Source organism: Pseudomonas inefficax, from assembly GCF_032164165.1.
GTDB classification, from domain to species: Bacteria; Pseudomonadota; Gammaproteobacteria; order Pseudomonadales; family Pseudomonadaceae; genus Aquipseudomonas; species Aquipseudomonas inefficax.
On record NZ_CP134401.1, the window covers coordinates 4,043,279 to 4,068,323 of the forward strand.

Here is a 25,045-nt window from a genome sequence, read left to right on the forward strand (position 1 = left end):
GTAGATACCGTCTTGACCCTCACCCCGCAAGAGCGATTTGAGGGTCAAACGGTTTGCCGGATTTCACTACGCCATACACCAGGTGCAAAAGCTTACGCATAGCAGCGCAGACTATCTGCTTGTAGGCTTTACGCCGATTGCTCAAACGCTCTGCCAGTGCCTTCACGACCGGGTTGTATCTGATCGAGACAGTGCCTGGCATCCACAAGCCGGCGCGCAATCTTGGGGCTCCTGTACGGGAAATGGTCGATTGGCCAATCTTCTCTCCCGATTGATGGATCATCGGGTTGAGGCCTGCAAACGCAACCATGGCTGACGGGCTTTCGTACTTCAGCGGATCACCCAGTTCTGCAAGGATCAGCGCGGCCGTGGTGTCTCCCAGGCCATCAATCGACGTAATCAGTTCTCGTCGCTGGCGCAGGTCTGGATCGTCATCGATCGTCTGCTCAATAGCCTTACGGGTTTTCGCTATTTCTTCGCTGATGTGCCCAATTACAGCTCTGATCGATTCCTGGACAGCGATCTGCGACACATCCAGACGGTTCTGCTCCATCTGCTGCATCTCTTTCAGGTCGTCCAGACGCCGCACCAAGGCCCGCAAGCGCCGCTGAGCTGGCGGCTCAGGCTTCCACTGACGAAGCAAATCTTTTTTCTGCTGACCGTAAGCAGCAATAACCTTGGCATCAGCCTTATCAGTTTTGACGCGTCGAAGGTCCGCTCCGGCAAACTTGGCAATCACGGCGGGATTCAGAATACACACCCGGTAACCCTTGGCATGAAAGCACTCAGCAAGCGCTTCGTGATAAGTGCCAGTGGCCTCCATGATAACCCAGGCACGTGGTTCGGCATGTTGCTCAAGCCAGGTTGCGAATTGCTCAAAACCACTCGGATTATTGGCCAGCTTGGCTTTGGTACGGACTTTCCCATTGGGAAGTGGAGTTGCAATATCGAAAGATCGCTTGGCTACATCGACGCCAACAACAACAGACATGATCTTCTCCCTCAGACAACGAAGTTTCGATCACCCAGCACTCGGTTCAACCTTGCGAATGCGTGCTCACGCCGGGGGGCGGCACTAGATACCGTTCGAACTGTTCGAGTGGGGTTGGAGGGCCAGAGCGTTATCTACAATACGGGCTCGATGCCCTTGGAGCGGCTCCGCTTCATGACCCTCCCTCGATGATCAGTCGAGAACTTTCGCCTCTTGTGAGGCGAAAGTCGAGATACAAGGAGCGGCCTTGTGTCGCGATGGGCTGCACAGCAGCCCAATCCCCTATTTCCCTCGAATCAACCTGCGCAAGGCAAACCGGTTCGGATGACAGGCCTCCGCCACCGCCCGTGGCACCGGCAGCGGCTCCCCGCACACCCACGCCGCCACCAGCTCGCCACTCAATGGCGCGGTGATCAACCCGCGCGAGCCATGCCCACTGTTCACATACAACCCATCCAGCCAGGGGCAGGCCACATCCGGCACCTGCCGCGCATCCTGGCCCAGCACTGCATAGGCCTGGGCGAACGCCTGCGCATCCGCCATCGGCCCGACGATCGGCAGGTAGTCCGGGCTGGTGCAACGGAACGCCGCACGCCCCTGCAATTGCCCAGGGTCCAGCTCGGCGGTGCCCAGGCGCCGGGCCAGGTCGAGCGAAATCTCGTCCAGCAATGCCAGGTTGCCCTGGTGCTCGGCCACTGTCGGCGCAAGGTCTGTGGCGTGGAAGTCGAAGCTCGCCCCCAAGGTATGTTCATCCCCACGCGGCGGCGCCACATAGCCTTCCGCACACACCACGGTGCGCAGCGCGCGACTGCTGGCGGTGGCCGGCAGGCGGGTGATCTGCCCGCGGATGCGCTTGAGCGGCAGCTGCGCGCATGGCTCGAAGCGCAGTACGTCGGTGGCACCGGCCAGCACCACCACCCGCGCGCTGGCCAGCAGCTGTTCGCCAGCCCAGGCTTGCCACTGCCCGTCCACCTTGCGCAGCTCGAGCACTTCCTGGTGCGTCAGCAGGTTGATACCCGGGTGCTGCAACTGCTGCTGGCACAGCGCTGGTGGGTGTACCCAGCCACCTTCGGGATAGAACAGCCCACCAGCCGGCAAGGCCACCCCGGCGATGGCTTCGGCCTCAGCACGTTCCAGCGAGTGCAGAAGACCGGGTTCGAAGGCGCCAGCCAGTTTGCCCTGGCGTTCGGCTTCCTTGCTGTCGAAGGCCAGTTGCAGCACGCCGCAGGCATCCCAGTCGCGGCCACGTTGCAGGCGCTGCAGCTGGCGCCGGGTGTAGCCGAAACCGGCCAGGATCATCTGCGACAGCGCCGTGCCGTGGGCAGACAGCTTCAGGTACAGCACCCCTTGCGGGTTACCCGAAGCTTCCTGAGCCGGGGTGTGGTGACGTTCCAGCACGGTAACCTGCCAGCCACGCCGGGCCAGGCTGGCGGCGGTTGTGCTGCCGGCGAGCCCGGCGCCAATCACCAGTGCTTCACGCGGCCCCGCTGCGGCAGCAGGGCGCGCGTACCATGGCGCGCCGGGGCTGGGCACAGGGCCGACGTAGGCGCCGCTCATCACTTCCCATTTCTTGCCGATGCCCGGCACCTTCTTCATGGCGAAGCCGGCGTCGACCAGGCTGCGGCGTACCCAGCCGGTGGTGGTGAAGGTGCCTAGCACCGTGCCCGGGTGTGACAGCCGTGCAAGCTGCGCGAACAGCTCCGGGGTCCACATGTCGGGGTTCTTGGCCGGGGCGAAGCCGTCGAGGAACCACACGTCGATCTGCGCATCGAGTTGCGGCAACTGTTCCAGTGCGTCGCCTATCAGCAGGGTGAGGGTGACCCTGCCGTTGTCGAAGGTGAACTGCTGGAAGCCCGGGTGCACTGCCACGTACTGCTCCAGCAGGGGCTGGCTGTAGGCCGCCAGTTCCGGCCACAGGCGCATGGCGCGGGCCATGTCGTCGCGACCGAGGGGGTACTTTTCGACGCTGACGAAATGTAGGCGGGCCTCGGCGTGGGCGTGTTGCTCGAACAGTTGCCAGGCGCAGTAGAAGTTCATGCCGGTGCCGAACCCGGTTTCGCCGATCACCAGGCAGGCGTGCGGGGCGAGGTTGGCAAGGCGCTCGGCCAGGCGGGTTTGCCCAAGAAACACGTGCTTGGTTTCTTCGATGCCTTCGTTGACCGCGAAATAGACGTCGTCGTATTGCCGCGAATGGGGGCGGCCCTGGTCGTCCCAGTCGATCTGGGCGTGCTGGAGGAGGGTGGACATGGTTGGCTCGGTTGCAGCGGATGGGCGGATTTTATGCCATCCGGGAGGTTTGCGCAGGCTGTGCCGGCCGCTTCGCGGGCGCGCCCGCTCCCACAGGTACTGCACAAGCCTTCAAATCCGCTAGTCTTGCTTATCCATTGAAGGAGCCAGTGCATGTTCGAATCCGCAGAAATCGGCCACAGCATCGACAAGGAGGCTTACGACGCCGAGGTACCCGCTTTGCGCGAGGCCCTGCTCGAAGCCCAGTACGAACTCAAGCAGCAGGCGCGCTTCCCGGTGATCGTGCTGATCAACGGCATCGAGGGCGCCGGCAAGGGCGAGACGGTCAAGCTGCTTAACGAGTGGATGGACCCGCGCATGATCGATGTGCTCACCTTCGACCAGCAGACCGACGAAGAGCTGGCCCGCCCGCCGGCGTGGCGCTACTGGCGGGCCCTGCCACCGAAGGGGCGGATGGGCGTGTTCTTCGGCAACTGGTACAGCCAGATGCTGCAGGGGCGGGTGCATGGGGTGTTCAAGGATGCCGTGCTCGACCAGGCCATCACCGGCGCCGAACGGCTGGAGGAGATGCTGTGCGATGAAGGTGCGCTGATCATCAAGTTCTGGTTCCACCTGTCCAAGAAGCAGATGAAGGCGCGGCTGAAGTCGCTCAAGGACGACCCGCTGCACAGTTGGAAGATCAGCCCGCTGGACTGGCAGCAGTCGGAAACCTACGACCGTTTCGTGCGCTTTGGTGAGCGAGTGCTGCGCCGCACCAGCCGCGACTACGCGCCGTGGCATGTCATCGAGGGCGTCGACCCGAACTACCGCAGCCTGGCGGTAGGGCGCATCCTGTTGGAAAGCCTGCTGGCAGCACTGGATAACAGCCCCAAGGGCAAACACCGGGGCAACGTCGCCCCGCTGGGCCGCAGCATCGACCAGCTCAGCCTGCTTGGCGCGCTGGACATGACCTTGCGCCTGGACAAGTCCGACTACCAGGAGCAACTGGTCACCGAGCAAGCCCGCCTGGCCGGCCTGCTGCGCGACAAGCGCATGCGTCGGCATGCCCTGGTGGCGGTGTTCGAAGGCAATGACGCTGCCGGCAAGGGCGGTGCCATCCGCCGCGTGGCCGCCGCGCTGGACCCCCGCCAGTACCGTATCGTGCCGATTGCCGCACCCACTGAAGAAGAACGCGCGCAGCCATACCTGTGGCGGTTCTGGCGGCACATTCCGGCGCGTGGCAAGTTCACCATCTTCGACCGTTCCTGGTATGGACGGGTGCTGGTGGAGCGGGTGGAAGGTTTCTGCAGCCCGGCCGACTGGATGCGCGCCTACAGCGAGATCAACGATTTCGAGGAACAGCTGGTGAACGCCGGCACGGTGGTGGTCAAGTTCTGGCTGGCGATCGACCAGCAGACCCAGCTGGAGCGTTTCGAAGAGCGCGAGCAGATCCCGTTCAAGCGCTACAAGATCACCGAGGATGACTGGCGCAACCGCGACAAGTGGGACGACTATGTCCAGGCGGTGGGTGACATGGTCGACCGCACCAGCACCGAGATTGCGCCGTGGACGCTGGTGGAGGCCAACGACAAGCGCTGGGCGCGGGTGAAGGTGTTGCGCACCATCAACCAGGCGCTTGAGGCGGCGTTTGCCAAGGACAAGAAATAATCGAAGTTCCTGGTTGCCTGTGCCGGCCTCTTCGCGGGTAAACCCGCTCCCACAGGATTCACATGCACTCTGAATCTTGTGGGGTCCCTGTGGGAGCGGGTTTACCCGCGAAGAGGCCAGAACAGCCAACCCACCCACCAAGCCATGCCCCAGAAGAATGACCTGATGAATTCTTTTCTCGGCACTCTCCACCGTCCCCGCCCTCCAAGCCCGTAGAATTCAACCACCCCCACCACGGGCTTGATCGAGGATTTTATGCACACCATTACCGGCCGCTGGGGCTATGGCCTGTTCCTGGCACTTCTGACTGCGCTGCTCTGGGGCATCCTGCCGATCAAGCTCAAGCAGGTGCTGCAAGTGGTCGACCCGGTCACCGTCACCTGGTACCGCCTGCTGGTCTCCGGCGGGCTGCTGTTTGCCTGGCTGGCCGCCAAGCGCAGGTTGCCTTCCTTCGGCAAACTGGCGCCCAGGGGCAAGGGCCTGGTGGCTGTGGCCGTGCTCGGCCTGATGGGCAACTACGTGCTGTACCTGATCGGCCTGAACCTGCTTAGCCCGGGCACCGCGCAACTGGTCGTGCAGATCGGCCCGGTGCTGTTGCTGGTGGCCAGCGTGTTCGTGTTCCGCGAGCGTTTCAGCCTGGGGCAGGGCGTGGGCCTGCTGATCCTGCTGGCGGGGTTCGGGCTGTTTTTCAACCAGCGTCTGGAAGAGCTGCTGACCTCGCTCGGCACCTATACCACCGGCGTGCTGACCATTCTGCTGGCCACCAGCATCTGGGTGTTTTATGCGCTCAGCCAGAAGCAGCTGCTGACCGTGTGGAATTCGCAGCAGGTAATGATGGTGATCTACCTCAGCTGCGCCGCGCTGCTGACGCCCTGGGTGCACCCGTTGGAGGCGTTGCAGCTGAGCCCGGTGCAAGGTTGGCTGTTGCTGGCCTGTTGCCTGAATACCCTGGTGGCCTACGGCGCGTTCGCCGAGGCGCTGGCGCACTGGGAAGCATCGCGGGTGAGTGCCACGCTGGCGCTGACCCCGCTGGTGACCTTCGTCGCGGTGGCGCTGGCGGCATTGGTGTGGCCTGAGTATGTGCAGGCCGAGGACATCAATGCGCTGGGCTATGTGGGGGCGGTAACCGTGGTGCTGGGCTCGGCGGTGGTGGCGCTGGGGCCTTCGCTGGTGGCCGGGTGGCGGGCGCGCAGGGCGCGGCTGGCCCAGGTTCATTGATCGCCTGTACCGGCCTCTTCGCGGGTGAACCCGCTCCCACAGGGATCCCACAATATTCAGCCTGGTGGTAATCCTGTGGGAGCGGGTTCACCCGCGAAAGGGCCGGTAAAGGCAGTGCACGACTCAGCTCTTGCCACCCGGCGCCAGCATGTTCTCCGGCCTCACCCACTGGTCGAACTGCTCATTGGTCAGGTACTTCAACTCCAGTGCCGCCTCGCGCAAGGTCTTGCCTTCGCCATAGGCCTTCTTGGCAATTTCCGCCGCCTTGTCATAGCCAATATGCGGGTTCAGCGCCGTTACCAGCATCAGCCCCCGCTCCAGGTGCGCCGCCATCTGCTCGGCATCCGGCTCGATGCCCGCCACGCAGTGCTGCTGGAAGTTGCGGCAGCCGTCAGCCAGCAATTCGATCGACTGCAGCAGGTTGTGGATGATCACCGGCTTGAACACGTTCAGCTGCAAATGCCCCTGGCTGGCGGCAAAGCCGATTGCCGCGTCGTTGCCCAGCACCTGGCAGGCCAGCATCGACAGCGCTTCGCACTGGGTCGGGTTGACCTTGCCGGGCATGATCGAGCTACCCGGCTCGTTGGCCGGCAGGCGTACCTCGGCCAGCCCGGCGCGCGGGCCGGAACCCAGCAGGCGCAGGTCGTTGGCGATTTTCATCAGGGCCACGGCCAGGGTCTTCAGCGCGCCGGCCAGGCTGGTCAGGGGCTCGTGGCCGGCAAGGGCAGCGAACTTGTTCGGCGCAGTGACGAATGGCAGGCCGGACAGCGCCGCCAGTTCGGCGGCGATGGCTTCGGCAAAACCATGCGGGGCGTTGAGCCCGGTACCCACGGCAGTGCCGCCCTGGGCCAGTTCGCATACCGCCGGCAGGGTGGCGCGGATGGCGCGCTGGGCATAGTCGAGCTGGGCGACGAAGGCCGACACTTCCTGGCCGAAGGTGATCGGCGTGGCGTCCATCATGTGCGTGCGGCCGGTCTTCACCAGCGTGTGGTGGCGTGCCGACAGCTCGGCCAGCCCCGAGGAAAGCTCTGCGATGGCCGGCAGCAACTTGTCGTGCACCGCATGCGCCGCAGCGATGTGCATGGCGGTAGGGAAGCAGTCGTTGGAACTCTGCGAGCGGTTGACGTGGTCGTTGGGGTGCACTGGCGCCTTGCCGCCACGGCCCTTGCCGGCCAATTCGTTGGCCCGGCCGGCGATCACTTCGTTGACGTTCATGTTGCTCTGGGTGCCGCTGCCGGTCTGCCAGACCACCAGCGGGAACTGGTCGTCATGCTGGCCGTCCAGCACTTCGTCGGCGGCCTGTTCGATCAGCCGGGCGATGTCGGCTGGCAAGTCACCGTTACGGTCGTTGACGCGTGCCGCGGCCTTCTTGATCAGCGCCAGGGCGTGCAGCACCGCGATGGGCATGCGTTCCTTGCCAATGGCGAAGTTGATCAGCGAACGCTGGGTCTGCGCACCCCAGTAGGCGTCCTCAGGAACTTCGACCGGGCCCAGGCTGTCTGTCTCGATACGGCTCATTCTGTACTCACTCCTGTGTAGTTCGAAATCGCAGTTTAGGCCCTGATTCGACCGAGCGGTTCCATCGCTCGTCGTGCCACTTGAGCACATCGCCACCACGGCGCAGAATGCTCTACTCTGAGGTACCCGCCTCCCTCTCTTCCGAAGGAAATGCAATGACCCGTCTCCGTGTCCTTTGTGCCGCCGTTGCCCTGGCTTGCGCCAGCGGCCAGGTACTCGCTGCCACCGCCAGCCACAACGCTGCTGCCGAGAAATTCCTGACCCTGGCCAACGCCGACAAGCTGGGCACCCCGGTGTACATGCAGGTCCAGCAGATGTTCGCCCAGCGTTTCGCCCAGACCAAGGCCCCGGCCGCCAAGCAGCCGGTGCTGGAAAGCTACCAGGCCAAGGCCAACGCCGCGCTGGACAACGCCATCGGTTGGAACAAGCTGAAGCCGAAGATGGTCGACCTGTACACCCAGACCTTCACCGAGCAGGAGCTCAAGGACCTGGTCAAGTTCTACGAATCGCCGCTGGGCAAGAAAGTGCTGCGCGAAATGCCCAAGGTCACCCAGCAGTCGGCCCAGCTGACCCAGCAGAGCCTGGAGCCAGCGGTACCGGTGGTGAACAAGCTGCTGGACGACATGACCAAGGAACTGGACCCGAACGCTGGCAAGGCCGCTGCCCCGGCAAAGAAGTGAGTACGCCGCGATGACCATGCAACAGCGTATCGAACAGCAGCTGGCTGCCCTGGCGCCGCAACACCTGCAAGTGCTCAACGAAAGCCACATGCACAGTCGTGGTCAGGAGACCCACTACAAGGCAGTGATCGTCAGCGAGCAGTTTGCCGGGTTGAACAGCGTCAAGCGCCACCAGAAGGTGTACGCCACCATGGGTGAGCTGATGGGCGAGATCCATGCCCTGGCCATCCACACCTACACCGCCGAAGAGTGGGCCAAGGTCGGCGTTGCACCGGCCTCGCCTGTGTGCGCGGGCGGCGGGCACTGAAACCTTGCTGTTGTTCTGGTAGAATCCTGCAAGATCCGGGGGCCGCTTTGCGGCCCTTTCGCGACACAAGGCCGCTCCTACAGGGGACCGCAACAGCCATCGGGTTGTGCATTCCCTTGTAGGAGCGGCCTTGTGTCGCGAAAGGGGCGCAAAGCGCCCCCAAGCTTTTTCTACACCTGTCAAACCCGGTCCGCCCCTTACGAGGGCAACCACCTGGAGAACCTGCTTCATGTCCCAACCCATCGTCGTCGCGGCGCTGTACAAGTTCGTCACCCTGGAAGACTACGTCGAGCTGCGCGAACCGCTGCTCAAGGCCATGCTCGACAACAACGTCAAAGGCACCCTGCTGCTGGCCCACGAGGGCATCAACGGCACCGTGTCGGCCACCCGCGAAGGCATCGACGGCCTGCTGGCCTGGCTGCGCAACGACCCGCGCCTGGCCGATGTCGACCACAAGGAATCGTACTGCGACGAACAGCCGTTCTACCGCACCAAGGTCAAGCTCAAGAAAGAGATCGTCACCCTCGGCGTGCCGGGCGTGGACCCGAACCAGGCGGTCGGTACCTACGTCGAGCCCAAGGACTGGAACGCGCTGATCAGCGACCCGGAAGTGCTGCTGATCGACACCCGCAACGACTACGAAGTGGCCATCGGCACCTTCAAGGGCGCCATCGACCCGAAGACCGAAACCTTCCGCGAGTTCCCCGACTACATCAAGGCCAACTTCGACCCGAGCAAGCACAAGAAGGTTGCCATGTTCTGCACCGGCGGCATTCGTTGCGAAAAAGCCTCCAGCTACATGCTCGGTGAAGGCTTCGAGGCGGTCTATCATCTTAAGGGCGGCATCCTGAAGTACTTCGAGGAAGTGCCTCAGGAAGAAAGCCTGTGGGACGGCGACTGCTTCGTCTTCGACAACCGCGTCACGGTGCGCCATGACCTGAGCGAAGGCGAGTACGACCAGTGCCACGCCTGCCGCCACCCGATCAATGCAGAGGAGCGCGCGTCCGAGCACTATTCGCCAGGGGTCAGCTGCCCGCATTGCTGGGACAGCCTGAGCGAGAAGACCCGGCGCAGCGCCATCGACCGGCAGAAGCAGATCGAGCTGGCCAAGGCCCGCAACCTGCCGCACCCGATCGGTTACAACTACAAAGCCGAGGCTTGATGCATGTCTGCACGCCTGATCTATGTGATGGACCCGATGTGCTCCTGGTGCTGGGGTTTCGCACCCGTGGCCGCGGCCCTGATCGCCCAGGCGCGTGATGCAGGCGTGCCTACCCACCTGGTGCCGGGCGGGCTGCGTACCGGCGGCAGCGCCCTGGACAGCTCTACCCGCAAGTACATTCTCGAACACTGGCAGGCAGTGGCCGATGCCACCGGCCAGCCGTTCCGCTTCGAGGGGGCCATGCCCGACGGCTTCGTCTACGACACCGAGCCGGCCTGCCGTGCCCTGGTCACTGCCCGCGAACTGGACACCGAGCGCGTCTGGCCGCTGCTGGCGCTGATCCAGCGTTCGTTCTACGAGCAGGGCGTGGACGTGACCGTTGCGCCGCATCTGGTCGACCTGGCCGAACAGGCAGGCTTCGACCGTGCCGTGTTCGCCGAGGCTTTCGCCCGTGCCGACACCCGCGCTGCCACTGCAGCCGATTTCAGCTGGGCCCAGGACCTGGGCATCGCCGGTTTCCCGACCCTGCTGGCCGAACGCAATGGCCAGCTGGCCCTGCTGACCAACGGCTACCAGCCGCTGGAGCGCCTGCAACCCTTGCTCGGCCGCTGGCTGCAGCAGGCCGCCTGTGCTTGATGTGCCTGGGTCACCCGACCCGGTGCCGGGCAAGCCTCACACTGCGGCCGATCGACTGAGCTGGGCGGAAATCCGCCGCCTGGCCCTGCATCACAAGAAAAACCTCTGGTCCGCCAACCTGATCGCCGTATTGGCGGCCTGCTGCAGCGTGCCCATCCCGCTGCTGCTGCCGCTGCTGGTGGACGAAGTACTGCTGGGCCATGGCGATGCCGCGTTGAAGTGGATGAACCACCTGCTGCCGTCCAGCTGGCAGGTGGCGGCGGGCTATATCGGCCTGATGTTGCTGCTGACCCTGTGCCTGCGCCTGGCCGCGCTGGCGTTCAACGTGATCCAGGCCAAGCTGTTCGCCGGCCTGGCCAAGGACATCGTCTACCGCCTGCGCATTCGCCTGATCGAGCGGCTCAAGCGCATTTCGCTGAAGGAATACGAAAGCCTGGGCAGCGGCACGGTGACCACCCATCTGGTCACCGACCTGGACACCCTCGACAAGTTCGTCGGCGAAACCCTGAGCCGCTTCCTGGTGGCCATGCTGACCCTGACCGGCACGGCGGCCATCCTGGTCTGGATGCACTGGCAGCTGGCCTTGCTGATATTGCTGTTCAACCCGCTGGTGATTTACTTCACCGTGCAGTTGGGCAAGCGCGTCAAGCACCTGAAAAAGCTCGAGAACGACAGCACCGCGCGGTTTACCCAAGCGCTGGCGGAAACCCTCGATGCCATTCAGGAAATCCGCGCCGGCAACCGCCAGGGCTACTTCCTCGGCCGCCTTGGCCTGCGCGCCCGCGAAGTGCGCGACTACGCCGTGGACTCGCAGTGGAAAAGCGATGCCAGCGGCCGCGCCAGTGGCCTGCTGTTCCAGTTCGGCATCGATATCTTCCGCGCCGCGGCCATGCTCACCGTGCTGTTCTCCGACCTTTCGATCGGGCAGATGCTGGCGGTGTTCAGCTACCTGTGGTTCATGATCGGCCCGGTGGAGCAACTGCTCAACCTGCAATATGCCTACTACGCCGCCGGTGGTGCGCTGAGCCGCCTGAACGAGCTGCTGGCACGCGCCGACGAGCCGCAGTACCCGGCTGCCAGCGACCCGTTCGCCGGCCGCGATACGGTGGGCATCGAAGTGCGCGACCTGCGCTTTGCCTATGCCGACGAGCCGGTGCTCGAACACCTCGACCTGTCCATCGCCCCGGGCGAGAAAGTGGCGATCGTCGGCGCCAGCGGTGGTGGCAAGAGCACGCTGGTGCAACTGTTGCTGGGCCTCTATAGCGCCCAGGCCGGCACCATTCGCTTTGGCGGTGCCAGCCTGCAGGAAATCGGCCTGGAGACCCTGCGCGAAAACGTTGCGGTTGTGTTGCAGCACCCCTCGTTGTTCAACGACACCGTGCGCGCCAACCTGACCATGGGCCGTGACTGCAGCGACGAGGCCTGCTGGCAGGCGCTGCGTATCGCCCAGCTGGATGCCACCATCGCCGCCTTGCCGCAGGGCCTGGATAGTGTGGTGGGACGCTCCGGCGTGCGCTTGTCCGGTGGCCAGCGCCAGCGCCTGGCCATTGCCCGCATGGTGCTGGCCGAACCCAAGGTGGTGATCCTCGACGAAGCCACCTCGGCGCTGGATGCTGCCACCGAATACAACCTGCACCAGGCCCTGGCGCGCTTCCTCAGTGGCCGCACCACACTGATCATCGCCCACCGCCTGTCGGCGGTGAAGCAGGCCGACCGGGTGCTGGTGTTCGACGGCGGGCACGTGGCCGAGGATGGCGACCATCAGCAGCTGATTGCCGAGGGTGGGTTGTATGCCAAGTTGTATGGGCACCTGCAGCAGAGCTGAATTTTTGGCAGCCTGTGCGGGCCCTATCGCCGGCAAGCCAGCTCCCACAGGTATCCCACAATGCTCAGGCCTGTGGTAATCCTGTGGGAGCTGGCTTGCCGGCGATAGGGCCGGGAAGGCCATGCAAAAATTCCCCAGTTCCCTGCCATAAAAAACCCAACCGCCGGTATGGCAAATGGCCTACGCTGTGCTTTGTCTGGGTTGATTTGCGCCTTATCTGCTCTGTGACAGGGACTCCATGAAGGGACATCGCACTCTAGAAGCGCCAAAGTTGCTCGGCATCACCTGGCCCTTCATCGCCGTTGTGGTCTTCCAGGTAGCCTTGGGCAGCCTCAGCCTTTATACGCTCTCGGCCGTGCGTGCCTATGTGGCGGGCGAGAGCCTTTGGTCCAAGGCGCAGAAAGACGCCATCTACTACCTCAACCTGTACGCCGAAACCCGCGACGACAGCACCTACCATCGCTATCGCCAGGCCATCACCGTGCCCCAGGGCGACCACCAACTGCGCGAGGTGCTCGACCAGCCCAGCCCCGACCTGGACGCCGCACGCCAGGCCGTGCTGCAAGGCGGTAACCACCCCGACGATGTCGAGCGGATCATCTGGTTCTACCGCAACTTTCGCAACGTCAGCTACATGCAGACGGCCATCGACTACTGGGACATCGGCGACGACTACCTGGGCAAGCTGGATATGCTGGCCATGGAAATGCGCAGCAGCTTCGCCGCTGGCCCGGTCGACGCCCGCACCGTCAGCGACTGGAAGGCGCGCATCGTCACCATCAACGAAGGGGTAACCCCGGCCGCCAAGGCGTTCAGCGATGCCCTGGGCGAAGGCTCGCGCATGCTGCTGCGGGTGCTGCTGATCACCAACCTGCTGACCGCGATGTTCCTGATTGCCATTGCCTGGCGCCGCTCCAGCAAGCTGCTGGCCCAGCGCCAGGCCTTTGCCAGCGCCCTGCAGGAAGAAAAGGAACGGGCGCAGATTACCCTGCAGGCCATTGGCGATGCGGTGATTACCACCGATGTGGAGGGCAGTATCGGCTACCTGAACCCGGCCGCCGAGCATCTGACCCACTGGCAGGCCGGCCAAGCCGAGGGCCTGCCGCTGTCGGCGCTGTTCAGCCTGGTGGACGAGCAGGCCGAGGAGGACGGCCGCAGCCTGGTCGAGCAGGTACTCAGCGGCAGCCTCAAGGGTGGCGCCGAACATGCCAGGCTGATCCAGCGCCTGGACGGTAGCACCGTGTCGGTCAACCTGGTCGGCTCGCCGATCGTCAATGACGGCCAGGTCAGCGGTATCGTGCTGGTGCTGCACGACATGACCCAGGAGCGCCAGTACATCGCCAACCTGTCCTGGCAGGCGACCCACGACGCCCTGACCGGCCTGGCCAACCGCCGCGAGTTCGAATACCGCCTGGAGCAGGCGCTGAACGACCTGGCGCGTCAGCCCGGGCGGCATTCGCTGATGTTCCTCGACCTCGACCAGTTCAAGCTGGTCAACGATACCTGCGGGCATGCCGCCGGCGACGAGTTGCTGCGGCACATCTGCGCCGTGCTGCAGTCCGGCCTGCGTGAAGGCGACACCCTGGCCCGGCTGGGTGGGGACGAATTCGGCGTGCTGCTGGAAAACTGCCCGCCCGACCAGGCCGAGCGTATCGCCGAGCAGCTGCGCCAACTGGTGCAGAGCCTGCATTTCGTGTGGAAGGGGCGCCCGTTCGTTACCACCGTCAGCGTCGGCCTGGTGCACATGGCGCAGGCCCCAGGCACCCTCGAAACCTCGCTGCGCGCCGCCGACATGGCCTGCTACATGGCCAAGGAAAAGGGCCGCAACCGCGTGCAGGTGTACCACGCCGACGACAGCGAGCTGTCCATGCGCTTTGGCGAAATGGCCTGGATCCAGCGCTTGCACGTGGCCCTGGAAGAAAACCGCTTCTGCCTGTACGCCCAGGAAATCGCCCCGCTGAAAACCTTCGAAGGCCCCGGCCATATCGAGATCCTGCTGCGCCTGCACGACGAAAGCGGGCGGACCATCCTGCCCAGCAGCTTCATCCCGGCGGCCGAGCGCTATGGCCTGATGACCGCGCTGGACCGCTGGGTGGTGCGTAATGTGTTCCTGGTCATCCGCCAGTGCCTGGACGAAGGGCGCGAGGGGCCGTTGTCGATCTGTGCGATCAACCTTTCGGGGTCGAGTATTGGCGACGACAAGTTCCTCGAATACCTGCAACGCCTGTTCGTCGAATACGCCATCCCGCCGCGGATGATCTGTTTCGAAATCACCGAAACCAGCGCCATAGCCAACCTTGGCAGCGCCATTCGTTTCATCAACGAATTGAAGGGGCTGGGTTGTCGCTTCTCGCTCGATGATTTCTGCGCTGGCATGTCGTCGTTCGCCTATCTCAAGCATTTGCCCGTGGATTACCTGAAGATCGACGGGAGTTTCGTCAAGGACATGCTCGACGACCCGGTCAACCGGGCCATGGTCGAGGTCATCAACCACATCGGTCACGTAATGGGCAAGCGCACCATTGCCGAATTCGTCGAAACACCCTTGATCGAGCAGGCCTTGCAGGAAATTGGCGTGGATTACGCCCAGGGCTACCTCATCGAACGCCCTCAGGTGTTCACCTGTGACAGTCTGCAGCGCCAACGGATCGCCGCCCGGCCTCTGTTGCAGCGGGCGCCTGGCACGTTTCGCTAGCTAGAAATCACAAGGATCAAGGAGCTGAAAGTGATTGACGCATTCGTTCGTATCGGGCCGTTGATGGATCCCGCCAGCTACCCCCAATGGGCCCAGCAACTGATTGAAGACTGCCGCGAGAGCAAGCGCCGGGTCGTCGAGCATGAGTTCTACGCGCGCCTGCGCGATGGCCAGCTGAAGCAATCGACCATTCGCCAGTACCTGATCGGTGGCTGGCCGGTGGTGGAGCAGTTCTCGCTGTACATGGCCCACAACCTGACCAAGACCCGCTATGGCCGACACCAGGGCGAAGACATGGCGCGGCGCTGGCTGATGCGCAACATCCGTGTCGAGCTCAACCATGCCGACTACTGGGTGAACTGGTGCCAGGCGCATGGCGTGCACCTGCACGAGCTGCAGGCCCAGGATGTACCGCCAGAGCTGAACGGGTTGAATGACTGGTGCTGGCGCGTGTGCGCGACCGAGAACCTGGCCATTTCCATGGCGGCGACCAATTACGCCATCGAAGGTGCGACCGGTGAATGGTCGGCGGTGGTGTGTTCCACCGACACCTATGCGCTGGGCTTCCCGGAGGACCAGCGCAAGCGGGCGATGAAGTGGCTGAAGATGCATGCCCAGTATGACGACGCGCACCCGTGGGAGGCGCTGGAGATCATTTGCACCCTGGCTGGCGAGAACCCGACCCTGGGGCTGCGCAATGAACTGCGCAAGGCGATTTGCAAGAGCTATGACTGCATGTACCTGTTCCTGGAACGGTGCATGCAGCTGGAAGGGCGCCAGCAGGGGCGCATGCGGCCGACGTTGGCCGCCGGCTGAGTGTTCGCCTGTCCCGGCCTCTTCGCGGGTGAACCCGCTCCCACAGGATAATCACCGCCCATGAGGGCAGTGCAGTACCTGTGGGAGCGGGTTCACCCGCGAAAGGGCCGGTACAGGCAAAAGTCTTACTGGGCGTTGAACGCCTGCCCATTCACCCCTTTGCTGTCCGGCCCCATCAGGTACAGGTACACCGGCATGATCTCTTCGGGCAGCGGGTTGTTCTGCGGGTTTTCGCTGGGGTAGGCCTGTGCCCGCATTGCCGTGCGCGTGGCGCCTGGGTTGATGCTGTTGGAGCGCACCGGTGCAACGTCTTCCAGCTCATCGGCCAGGGTCTGCATCAGGCCCTCGGTGGCGAACTTGGACACGCCATAGGCGCCCCAGTAGGCCCGGCCCTTGCGCCCGACGCTGCTGCTGGTGAACACCACCGAAGCGTCTTCCGACAGCTTCAGCAGCGGCAGCAATGTGCTGGTGAGCATGAAGGTGGCATCGACGTTGATGTGCATCACGCGCATGAAGTTGTCACCCGACAGCTGCTCCAGCGGTGTGCGCGGGCCGATGATCGAAGCGTTGTTCAGCAGGCCGTCGAGGCGGCCGAACTGGTCCTCGATCATCACCGCCAGTTCGTCGTACTGGTGGGGCAGGGCGGTTTCCAGGTTGAACGGGATCACCACCGGTTGCGGGTGCCCGGCGGCTTCGATCTGGTCATAGACCTCGTTGAGGTTGGCCTCGGTCTTGCCCAGCAGCAGCACGGTGGCGCCCAGCGCAGCGTAGGCCTTGGCGGCAGCGGCGCCGATGCCGCGGCCGGCACCGGTAACCAGGATGACCCGGCCTTGCAGCAGGTCGGGGCGGGCGGTGTAGTCGAACATGGTAGGTCCTTCGAGTTCGTTGGCGCGGCACCGTCCCTTGTGGGAGCGGGTTCACCCGCGAATGCGTACGTTCAGGTGCCGATGTTGTCCGGGCTGACGCATTCGCGGGTGAACCCGCTCCCACAGGGGCTGTGCTGCGGTCTAGGCGGGGTTCAGCAGCCGCACAGCGCGCTGTCGATAACCTTGCGCAGTTCCAGTGGGTGGTCCACCACCACATCGGCACCCCAGTTGTTGGGGTTGTCCTCTGGATGAATATAGCCGTAGCGCACCGCCGCCGTGCGGGTGCCGGCGTCGCGGCCAGACTCGATGTCGCGCAGGTCGTCGCCGACGAACAGTACGCTGGCCGGGTCCAGGTCCAGGGTCTTGCAGGCGAGGATCAGCGGCTCGGGGTCGGGCTTGCTGTTTTTCACATGGTCCGGGCAGATCAGCAGCGCCGAACGCTCGGCCAGGCCCAGTTGCTGCATGATCGGCTCGGCGAAGCGCACCGGCTTGTTGGTGACCACGCCCCACAGCAGGTTGCCTTTCTCGATGTCGGCCAGCAGCTCGGCCATGCCGTCGAACAGCTTGCTGTGCACTGCACAGTCGCGCTGGTAGCGCTCGAGGAACTCCAGGCGCAGGGCCTCGAAGCCTTCGGCCTCCGGGCTCATGGCGAAGGTCGCGGCGACCATCGCCCGGGCACCGCCGGAGATCACATCACGGATCAGCTTGTCATCGACAGCCGGCAGGCCGCGCTCGGCAAGCATGGCCTGGCAGATGGCGATGAAGTCCGGCGCCGTGTCGAGCAAGGTGCCGTCCATGTCGAAGAGTACTGCTCGCAAACGCATGCTTATTCCTCGCGCAGGGTCTGGACCATGTAATTGACGTCAACGTCGCTGCTGAGCTTGTAGTGCTTGGTCAGCGGGTTGTAGGTCAGGCCGATGATGTCCTTCACCTGCAGGCCGGCAACGCGGCTCCAGGCGCCCAGCTCGGACGGGCGGATGAACTTCTTGAAGTCGTGGGTGCCGCGCGGCAGCATCTTCAGGATGTACTCGGCGCCGACGATGGCCAGCAGGTAGGCCTTGGGGTTGCGGTTGATGGTGGAGAAGAACACCTGGCCGCCAGGCTTGACCATGCGGTAGCAGGCGCGAATGACCGAAGACGGGTCGGGCACGTGCTCGAGCATTTCCAGGCAGGTGACCACGTCGAACTGTTCAGGCATTTCCTCGGCCAGGGCTTCGGCGGTGATCTGCCGGTACTCCACCTGCACGCCCGACTCCAGCTGGTGCAGCTGGGCCACGGCCAGTGGCGCCTCGCCCATGTCGATGCCGGTGACCGTGGCGCCGCGCAGGGCCATCGCTTCGCTGAGGATGCCGCCACCGCAACCCACATCCAGCACTTTCTTGCCGGCGAGGCTGGCGCGTTCGTCGATCCAGTTGACGCGCAGCGGGTTGATTTCGTGCAGCGGCTTGAACTCGCTTTCGCGGTCCCACCAGCGGTGGGCCAGCGCTTCGAACTTGGCGATTTCGGCGCGGTCGACGTTGCTCATTAGAACAGTCCTCTGAAACTTCGCAAAATTGCGCCGGAGTATACCCGAGCGCTCGGCCCCGAGGGTCGCTATAATCGCCGGCTTTTGATATCCGAACGACGGGGAGAGGCGATGCGCGAGCGACTTTTGGCGGCGGAGAAGGTGACCGGGATCCGCTGGCAGGGCGGCGTCCTGCACCTGCTCGACCAGCGCCTGCTGCCGTCGCAAGAGCACTGGCTGGCCTGCGACAATGTCGCGCAGGTGGCGGCGGCGATCCGCGACATGGCCGTGCGCGGCGCGTCGGCCATCGGCATTGCCGCGGCCTATGGCCTGGTGCTGGCCCTGGAAGAGCGGCTGGCCGAGGGTGGCGACTGGGAAATGGACCTGGAAGAAGACTTCCTTACCCTGGCTGAGGCGCGCCCTACCGCCGCCAACCTGTTCTGGGCGCTGAACCGCATGCGCGAGCGCCTGCAGCGGCTGCGCCCGGACGAAGATGTGCTGGCGGCGCTGGAGGCCGAAGCGCAGGCCATCCACGAAAGCGACCGCGAAGCCAACCTGACCATGGCCCAGCAGGGAATCGAACTGATCCGCCGCCACCAGGGCAACGCCCAGGCCCTGCTCACCTACGGCAACGCCGGCGCCCTGGCCTGCGGTGGCTTCGGTACCGCGCTGGGGGTGATCCGCGCCGGCTACCTGGAGGGTATGGTCGAGCGGGTATATGCCGGCGAGACCCGCCCTTGGCTGCATGGCTCGCGCCTGACCGCCTGGGAGCTGGCCAACGAGGGCATTCCGGTGACCCTGTGTGCCGATTCGGCGCTGGCCCACCTGATGAAAAGCAAGGGCATCACCTGGGTGGTGGTGGGTGCGGACTGCATCGCCGCCAACGGCGATGTGGCCAGCAAGATCGGCACCTACCAGCTGGCAGTCAGTGCCATGCACCACGGCGTACGTTTCATGGTGGTGGCGCCGAGCACCAGCATCGACCTGAACCTGGCCACTGGCGAGGACATTCCGCTGGAAGAGCGCGCTGCCGACGAGTTGCTGGACATTGCCGGTACCCGGGTGGCGCCGGATGTCGAGGTGTTCAATCCGGTGTTCGATGTGACCCCGGCCGACCTGATCGACGTGATCGTGACCGAGCGCGGCATCGTCGAACGGCCTGATACGGCCAAGCTGGCGCAGTTGATCTGCCGCAAGCGCCTGCACTGATTTTTGCACTGCCTGTGCCGGCCTCTTCGCGGGTAAACCCGCTCCCACAGGGATAGCACAAGGCCTGAGGGCGGTGGTGTACCTGTGGGAGCGGGTTTACCCGCGAAGAGGCCGGCACAGGCTATAAAAAATCCAGATTTTCGCTCACGTGAGGCCACCTGCCACATCTCCCCACCTCCCATGCCTTTGTGATAACATCCGGCAGTTTCCAAGACCGCCCATCACGGCGGCCTTCATTGCGCAGATCCATGGCACAACTCATTGATTTGTCGTAAGTCGTCGCACCCTTATGCGCTGCGGCGGCGAGCTTCGTTCGGCCCTTGATGGAGCTGCGAAGTTTCACCAGAAAAAGGAATCAGGCTTCTCATGGGCGAACTGGCCAAAGAAATCCTCCCGGTCAATATCGAAGACGAACTGAGACAGTCTTACCTCGACTACGCGATGAGCGTGATTGTCGGGCGAGCGCTGCCCGATGCGCGTGACGGCTTGAAGCCCGTGCATCGTCGCGTTCTCTATGCGATGAGCGAACTGGGCAACGACTGGAACAAGCCGTACAAGAAATCCGCCCGTGTGGTCGGTGACGTGATCGGTAAGTACCACCCGCACGGCGACACCGCTGTCTACGACACCATCGTGCGTATGGCCCAGCCGTTCTCGCTGCGCTACCTGCTGGTCGACGGTCAGGGCAACTTCGGTTCGGTGGACGGCGACAACGCCGCAGCCATGCGATACACCGAAGTGCGCATGGCCAAGCTGGCCCACGAGCTGCTGGCCGACCTGCACAAAGAGACCGTCGACTGGGTGCCCAACTATGACGGCACCGAGCAGATCCCGGCGGTCATGCCGACCCGTATCCCCAACCTGCTGGTCAACGGTTCCAGCGGTATCGCCGTGGGCATGGCGACCAACATCCCGCCGCACAACCTCGGCGAGGTCATCGATGGCTGCCTGGCACTCATCGACAACCCCGAAGTCACCATCGATGAGCTGATGCAGCACATCCCTGGCCCGGACTTCCCGACTGCCGGCCTGATCAACGGCCGCCAGGGCATCATCGAGGCCTATCGTACCGGTCGTGGCCGCATCTACATGCGCGCCCGTTCCGAGATCGAAGACATCGACAAGGTCGGCGGCCGCCAGCAGATCGTAATCACCGAGCTGCCGTACCAGCTGAACAAGGCGCGCCTGATCGAGAAGATCGCCGAGCTGGTCAAAGAGAAGAAGATCGAAGGCATCACCGAGCTGCGCGACGAGTCCGACAAGGACGGCATGCGCATCGTCATCGAGCTGCGTCGCGGCGAGGTGCCGGAGGTGGTGCTCAACAACCTCTACCAGCAAACCCAGCTGCAGAGCGTATTCGGCATCAACGTGGTGGCCCTGGTCGACGGCCGTCCGCGCCTGCTCAACCTCAAGGACCTGCTCGAAGCGTTCGTGCGTCACCGCCGTGAAGTGGTGACCCGCCGTACCGTGTTCGAGCTGCGCAAGGCCCGCGAACGCGGCCACATCCTCGAAGGCCAGGCGGTCGCGCTGTCCAACATCGACCCGGTCATCGCCCTGATCAAGGCCTCGCCGACCCCGTCCGAAGCCAAGGAAGCCCTGATTTCCACCGCCTGGGAATCCAGTGCCGTGCAGGTCATGGTCGAGCGCGCCGGCGCCGATTCCTGCCGCCCCGAGGACCTGCCGGAGCAGTACGGCCTGCGTGAGGGCAAGTACTACCTGTCGCCGGAACAGGCCCAGGCCATTCTCGACCTGCGCCTGCACCGCCTGACCGGCCTGGAGCATGAAAAGCTGCTGGCCGAGTACCAGGAAATCCTCGAACAGATCGGCGAACTGATCCGCATCCTCAGCAGCGCCGAGCGCCTGATGGAAGTGATCCGCGAAGAGCTGGAAGCCATCCGCGCCGAATATGGCGATGCCCGCCGCACCGAAATCCTCGATGCGCGCCACGACCTCAACTACGGCGACATGATCCCGGAAGAAGAGCGCGTGGTGACCATCTCCCACGGCGGCTACGCCAAGACCCAGCCGCTGTCTGCCTACCAGGCCCAGCGCCGTGGCGGCAAAGGCAAGTCGGCTACCGGGGTGAAGGACGAGGACTACGTCGAGCACCTGCTGGTCGCCAACAGCCACGCCACCCTGCTGCTGTTCTCCAGCAAGGGCAAGGTGTACTGGCTGAAGACCTACGACATTCCTGAGGCGTCCCGTGCCGCACGCGGCCGGCCAATGGTCAACCTGCTGCCGCTGGAGGAGGGTGAGCGTATCACCGCCATGCTGCAGATCGACCTCGAGGCCCTGCAGCAGAGCGCTGATGCCGACGAAGAGCTGGAGGATGCGGATGACACCGTGCTCGAAGGCGAAGTGGTCGAGGCCGAGGAAGTGGACGAGGAAGAGGGCGACACCCCTGAGTGGGTTGCCGAGCCGACTGGCGCCTACATCTTCATGGCCACCGCTTCGGGTACCGTGAAGAAGACCCCGCTGGTGCAGTTCGCCCGTCCGCGCTCCAACGGCCTGATCGCCCTGAAGCTGAAGGAAGGTGACACCCTGATCGCCGCGGCCATCACCGACGGTGCCAAGGAAGTCATGATGTTCTCCGACGCCGGCAAGGTGATCCGCTTCGCTGAAAGCGTGGTCCGCGAGATGGGCCGTAACGCCCGTGGCGTGCGCGGCATGAAGCTGGGCAAGGGCCAGCAGATCATCTCCATGTTGATTCCGGAATCCGGCGCGCAGATCCTCACCGCCTCCGAGCGTGGCTTCGGCAAGCGCACACCGCTGTCCAAGTTCCCGCGTCGCGGCCGTGGTGGCCAGGGCGTGATCGCCATGGGTACCAAGGGGCGCAACGGCTTGCTGATCGGTGCCATCCAGGTGCAGGAAGGCGAAGAGATCATGCTGATCTCCGACCAGGGCACGCTGGTGCGTACCCGCGTTGGCGAAGTGTCCAGCCTGGGCCGCAACACCCAGGGCGTGACCTTGATCAAGCTGGCTACCGACGAGACGCTGGTGGGCCTGGAGCGTATCCAGGAGCCTTCCGAGGACGAGCTCGATGATGTGATCGAGACGGACGAAGAGGGTGTCGAGGCTGAAGCGCCAGACAACGAAGAAGCTGCTGGCGCCGAAGAGGCCCAGCAGGAGTAAGCAAGCGTAAAACCCGAACGGGGCGACCAAGGTCGCCCCGTTTGACTGATCAGGCCAGGCAATGCTCTCGAGGGTGATGCATTGCCCTGTGGGAGCGGGTTTACCCGCGAAGAAGGCACCGCGGTGGATGGCAAGGGCTTCGCCCTTGTTCGCGGGTGAACCCGCTCCCACAGTGTTCCTGGCAGCATTGAAGATTGACGATTTGTACCATTTGGCAGAGCGAGAGTGGATGTGAGCAAACGAGCCTTTAACTTCTGCGCAGGCCCTGCCGCGCTTCCTGACGCTGTCCTGCAGCGCGCCCAGGCCGAGATGCTGGATTGGCATGGCAAGGGCTTGTCGGTGATGGAAATGAGCCATCGCAGCGACGATTACGTGGCCATCGCCGAAAAGGCCGAGCAGGACCTGCGTGACCTGCTGTCCGTCCCCTCCAACTACAAGGTGCTGTTCCTGCAGGGCGGCGCCAGCCAGCAGTTCGCCGAAATCCCGCTGAACCTGCTGCCGGAAAACGGCACCGCCGACTACATCGAGACCGGCATCTGGTCGAAGAAGGCCATCGAGGAAGCGCGCCGCTTCGGCAACGTCAACGTCGCCGCCAGCGCCAAGCCCTACGACTACCTGGCCATCCCTGGCCAAAACGAGTGGAAGCTGACCAGCAACGCTGCCTACGTGCACTATGCGTCCAACGAGACCATCGGTGGCCTGCAGTTCGACTGGGTGCCAGAAACCGGTGACGTGCCACTGGTGGTCGACATGTCGTCCGACATCCTCTCGCGCCCCATCGACGTGTCGCAGTACGGCCTGATCTACGCCGGCGCGCAGAAGAACATCGGCCCGAGCGGCCTGGTAGTGGTGATCGTGCGCGAAGACCTGCTGGGCCGCGCCCGCAGCAGCTGCCCGACCATGCTCGACTACAAGGTTTCGGCCGACAACGGCTCGATGTACAACACCCCGGCCACCTACTCCTGGTACCTCTCGGGCCTGGTGTTCGAATGGCTGAAAGAGCAGGGTGGCGTCGATGCCATGGAGCAGCGCAACCGCGCCAAGAAAGACCGCCTGTACGGCTTCATCGACAGCAGCGAGTTCTACACCAACCCGATCAGCCACAACGCCCGTTCGTGGATGAACGTGCCGTTCCGCCTGGCTGACGAACGCCTGGACAAGGCCTTCCTCGCCGGCGCCGATGCCCGTGGCCTGCTCAACCTCAAGGGCCACCGTTCGGTAGGCGGCATGCGCGCCTCCATCTACAACGCCCTGGGCCTTGAAGCAGTCGAAGCCCTGGTGGCCTACATGGCCGAATTCGAGAAGGAGCACGGCTGATGTCCGAGCACGAACTGAAGGCGCTGCGCGTTCGCATCGACAGCCTCGACGAAAAGATCCTCGAGCTGATCAGCGAGCGCGCCCGTTGCGCCCAGGAAGTGGCCAAGGTCAAGACCGCCTCGCTGGCGGAAGGCGAAAAGCCGGTGTTCTACCGCCCCGAGCGTGAAGCCGCCGTGCTCAAGCGCGTGATGGAGCGCAACAAGGGCCCGCTGGACAACGAAGAGATGGCGCGGCTGTTCCGCGAAATCATGTCGTCGTGCCTGGCCCTGGAAGAACCGCTTAAAATCGCCTACCTCGGCCCTGAAGGCACCTTCACCCAGGCTGCGGCCATGAAGCACTTCGGCCACGCGGTGGTCAGCCGGCCGATGGCAGCCATCGACGAAGTGTTCCGCGAAGTGGCGGCCGGTGCCGTCAACTTCGGTGTGGTGCCGGTGGAAAACTCCACCGAAGGCGCGGTCAGCCACACCCTGGACAGCTTCCTCGAGCACGACATGGTGATTTGCGGCGAGGTCGAGCTGCGCATCCACCACCACCTGCTGGTGGGCGAGAACACCAAGACCGACAGCATCACCCGCATCTACTCTCACGCCCAGTCGCTGGCCCAGTGCCGCAAGTGGCTGGACGCGCACTACCCGAACGTGGAGCGCGTGGCCGTGTCGAGCAATGCCGAGGCGGCCAAGCGGGTCAAGGGCGAGTGGAATTCGGCGGCGATCGCCGGCGACATGGCGGCCAACCTGTACGGTTTGACCCGCCTGGCCGAAAAGATCGAAGACCGCCCGGACAACTCCACGCGCTTCCTGATGATCGGCAACCAGGAAGTACCGCCGACCGGCGACGACAAGACCTCGATCATCGTTTCGATGAGCAACAAGCCGGGTGCCTTGCACGAGCTGCTGGTACCGTTCCACCAGAACGGCATCGACCTGACCCGCATCGAGACCCGCCCGTCGCGCAGCGGCAAGTGGACCTACGTGTTCTTCATCGACTTCGTTGGCCATCACCGCGACCCGCTGATCAAGGCGGTGCTCGAGCAGATCAGCCAGGAGGCTGTGGCGCTGAAGGTGCTGGGCTCTTATCCGAAGGCGGTGCTTTGATTTGAGAGGGTTGGGGCCGCTTCGCGCCCCATCGCGACACAAGGCCGCTCCTACAGATACCGCGCAAGCCATGAGGTTTGTGCAGTCCCTGTGGGAGCTGGCTTGCCTGCGATGGGCTGCAAAGCAGCCCCAATGGCCCTCACAGGCTGCCTAGATTTCTGAACAGGGTTCGCACCAGTGG

The 25,045-nt window shown here is 64.0% G+C and carries 19 protein-coding genes; 13 read left to right on the plus strand and 6 right to left on the minus strand.

What is annotated here, in order from left to right; all coding sequences use genetic code 11:
* Positions 1 to 19: 19 nt before the first annotated feature.
* Positions 20 to 991, minus strand: coding sequence for an IS110 family RNA-guided transposase (locus RIN61_RS18285; protein WP_207880112.1), 972 nt, complete (start codon positions 989 to 991; stop codon positions 20 to 22).
* Positions 992 to 1,273: 282 nt separating this feature from the next.
* Positions 1,274 to 3,238: a bifunctional tRNA (5-methylaminomethyl-2-thiouridine)(34)-methyltransferase MnmC2/FAD-dependent 5-carboxymethylaminomethyl-2-thiouridine(34) oxidoreductase MnmC1 gene (gene mnmC / locus RIN61_RS18290; protein ID WP_313853249.1), complete on the minus strand. Its 1,965-nt coding sequence runs from the start codon at positions 3,236 to 3,238 to the stop codon at positions 1,274 to 1,276.
* 153 nt (positions 3,239 to 3,391) lie between these two features.
* Here mnmC and pap point away from each other — a divergent pair, with 153 nt between their 5' ends.
* Together pap and RIN61_RS18300 are read left to right on the plus strand one after the other, a co-directional pair.
* Positions 3,392 to 4,885 carry a polyphosphate:AMP phosphotransferase gene (pap, locus tag RIN61_RS18295; RefSeq protein WP_207877073.1) on the plus strand — a complete coding sequence of 498 codons (1,494 nt, stop codon included), beginning with the start codon at positions 3,392 to 3,394 and terminating at the stop codon, positions 4,883 to 4,885.
* A gap of 255 nt (positions 4,886 to 5,140) precedes the next feature.
* Positions 5,141 to 6,103, plus strand: a complete 963-nt coding sequence (locus tag RIN61_RS18300; protein WP_112249322.1) for a DMT family transporter — start codon at positions 5,141 to 5,143, stop codon at positions 6,101 to 6,103.
* 123 nt (positions 6,104 to 6,226) lie between these two features.
* On the opposite strand, the gene RIN61_RS18305 is transcribed toward RIN61_RS18300, so the two are convergent.
* The gene (locus RIN61_RS18305; RefSeq protein ID WP_112249321.1) at positions 6,227 to 7,621 is read right to left on the minus strand and encodes a class II fumarate hydratase; all 1,395 of its coding nucleotides are present in this window, start codon (positions 7,619 to 7,621) and stop codon (positions 6,227 to 6,229) included.
* Between the two features lie 155 nt (positions 7,622 to 7,776).
* On the opposite strand from RIN61_RS18305, the gene RIN61_RS18310 reads away from it, so the two are divergent.
* The 7 genes from RIN61_RS18310 to RIN61_RS18340 all read left to right on the plus strand — a co-directional run bounded on the left by RIN61_RS18310 (position 7,777) and on the right by RIN61_RS18340 (position 15,742).
* Positions 7,777 to 8,301, plus strand: coding sequence for a DUF2059 domain-containing protein (locus RIN61_RS18310; protein ID WP_087501528.1), 525 nt, complete (start codon positions 7,777 to 7,779; stop codon positions 8,299 to 8,301).
* 10 nt (positions 8,302 to 8,311) lie between these two features.
* Positions 8,312 to 8,608, plus strand: a complete 297-nt coding sequence (locus RIN61_RS18315; RefSeq protein WP_003252644.1) for a BolA family protein — start codon at positions 8,312 to 8,314, stop codon at positions 8,606 to 8,608.
* 229 nt (positions 8,609 to 8,837) lie between these two features.
* Positions 8,838 to 9,770: an oxygen-dependent tRNA uridine(34) hydroxylase TrhO gene (gene trhO / locus RIN61_RS18320; RefSeq protein WP_112249320.1), complete on the plus strand. Its 933-nt coding sequence runs from the start codon at positions 8,838 to 8,840 to the stop codon at positions 9,768 to 9,770.
* A gap of 3 nt (positions 9,771 to 9,773) precedes the next feature.
* Positions 9,774 to 10,406 (plus strand): DsbA family protein, encoded by a 633-nt coding sequence (locus RIN61_RS18325; protein ID WP_112249319.1) that lies wholly within the window; start codon positions 9,774 to 9,776, stop codon positions 10,404 to 10,406.
* Entirely contained in the window at positions 10,399 to 12,231 is a 1,833-nt protein-coding gene (locus RIN61_RS18330; protein ID WP_112249318.1) for an ABC transporter ATP-binding protein, read from the plus strand. The genes RIN61_RS18325 and RIN61_RS18330 overlap by 8 nt, the downstream gene beginning before the upstream one ends.
* Positions 12,232 to 12,469: 238 nt before the next feature.
* The gene (locus tag RIN61_RS18335) at positions 12,470 to 14,926 is read left to right on the plus strand and encodes an EAL domain-containing protein (RefSeq protein WP_313853262.1); all 2,457 of its coding nucleotides are present in this window, start codon (positions 12,470 to 12,472) and stop codon (positions 14,924 to 14,926) included.
* A gap of 30 nt (positions 14,927 to 14,956) precedes the next feature.
* On the plus strand, positions 14,957 to 15,742 hold the full coding sequence (locus RIN61_RS18340; protein WP_112249316.1) for an iron-containing redox enzyme family protein: 786 nt from the start codon (positions 14,957 to 14,959) through the stop codon (positions 15,740 to 15,742).
* A 125-nt stretch (positions 15,743 to 15,867) separates the two neighbouring features.
* Here RIN61_RS18340 and RIN61_RS18345 read toward each other — a convergent pair whose 3' ends face one another.
* The 3 genes from RIN61_RS18345 to ubiG form a co-directional block, all read right to left on the minus strand.
* Positions 15,868 to 16,608, minus strand: coding sequence for a YciK family oxidoreductase (locus RIN61_RS18345; protein ID WP_112249315.1), 741 nt, complete (start codon positions 16,606 to 16,608; stop codon positions 15,868 to 15,870).
* 152 nt (positions 16,609 to 16,760) lie between these two features.
* Positions 16,761 to 17,432 carry an N-acetylmuramic acid 6-phosphate phosphatase MupP gene (gene mupP / locus RIN61_RS18350; protein WP_112249314.1) on the minus strand — a complete coding sequence of 224 codons (672 nt, stop codon included), beginning with the start codon at positions 17,430 to 17,432 and terminating at the stop codon, positions 16,761 to 16,763.
* A 2-nt stretch (positions 17,433 to 17,434) separates the two neighbouring features.
* Positions 17,435 to 18,133: a bifunctional 2-polyprenyl-6-hydroxyphenol methylase/3-demethylubiquinol 3-O-methyltransferase UbiG gene (gene ubiG / locus RIN61_RS18355; RefSeq protein ID WP_112249313.1), complete on the minus strand. Its 699-nt coding sequence runs from the start codon at positions 18,131 to 18,133 to the stop codon at positions 17,435 to 17,437.
* Positions 18,134 to 18,244: 111 nt separating this feature from the next.
* Here ubiG and mtnA point away from each other — a divergent pair, with 111 nt between their 5' ends.
* The 4 genes from mtnA to pheA all read left to right on the plus strand — a co-directional run bounded on the left by mtnA (position 18,245) and on the right by pheA (position 24,864).
* Positions 18,245 to 19,321: an S-methyl-5-thioribose-1-phosphate isomerase gene (gene mtnA, locus RIN61_RS18360; RefSeq protein WP_112249312.1), complete on the plus strand. Its 1,077-nt coding sequence runs from the start codon at positions 18,245 to 18,247 to the stop codon at positions 19,319 to 19,321.
* Between the two features lie 366 nt (positions 19,322 to 19,687).
* Positions 19,688 to 22,453, plus strand: a complete 2,766-nt coding sequence (gyrA, locus tag RIN61_RS18365) for a DNA gyrase subunit A (RefSeq protein ID WP_112249311.1) — start codon at positions 19,688 to 19,690, stop codon at positions 22,451 to 22,453.
* 231 nt (positions 22,454 to 22,684) lie between these two features.
* A complete protein-coding gene (gene serC, locus RIN61_RS18370; RefSeq protein ID WP_112249369.1) occupies positions 22,685 to 23,770 on the plus strand; it encodes a 3-phosphoserine/phosphohydroxythreonine transaminase in 1,086 nt (361 codons plus the stop codon).
* A complete protein-coding gene (pheA, locus tag RIN61_RS18375) occupies positions 23,770 to 24,864 on the plus strand; it encodes a prephenate dehydratase (RefSeq protein ID WP_112249310.1) in 1,095 nt (364 codons plus the stop codon). The genes serC and pheA overlap by 1 nt, the downstream gene beginning before the upstream one ends.
* Positions 24,865 to 25,045 lie beyond the last annotated feature (181 nt).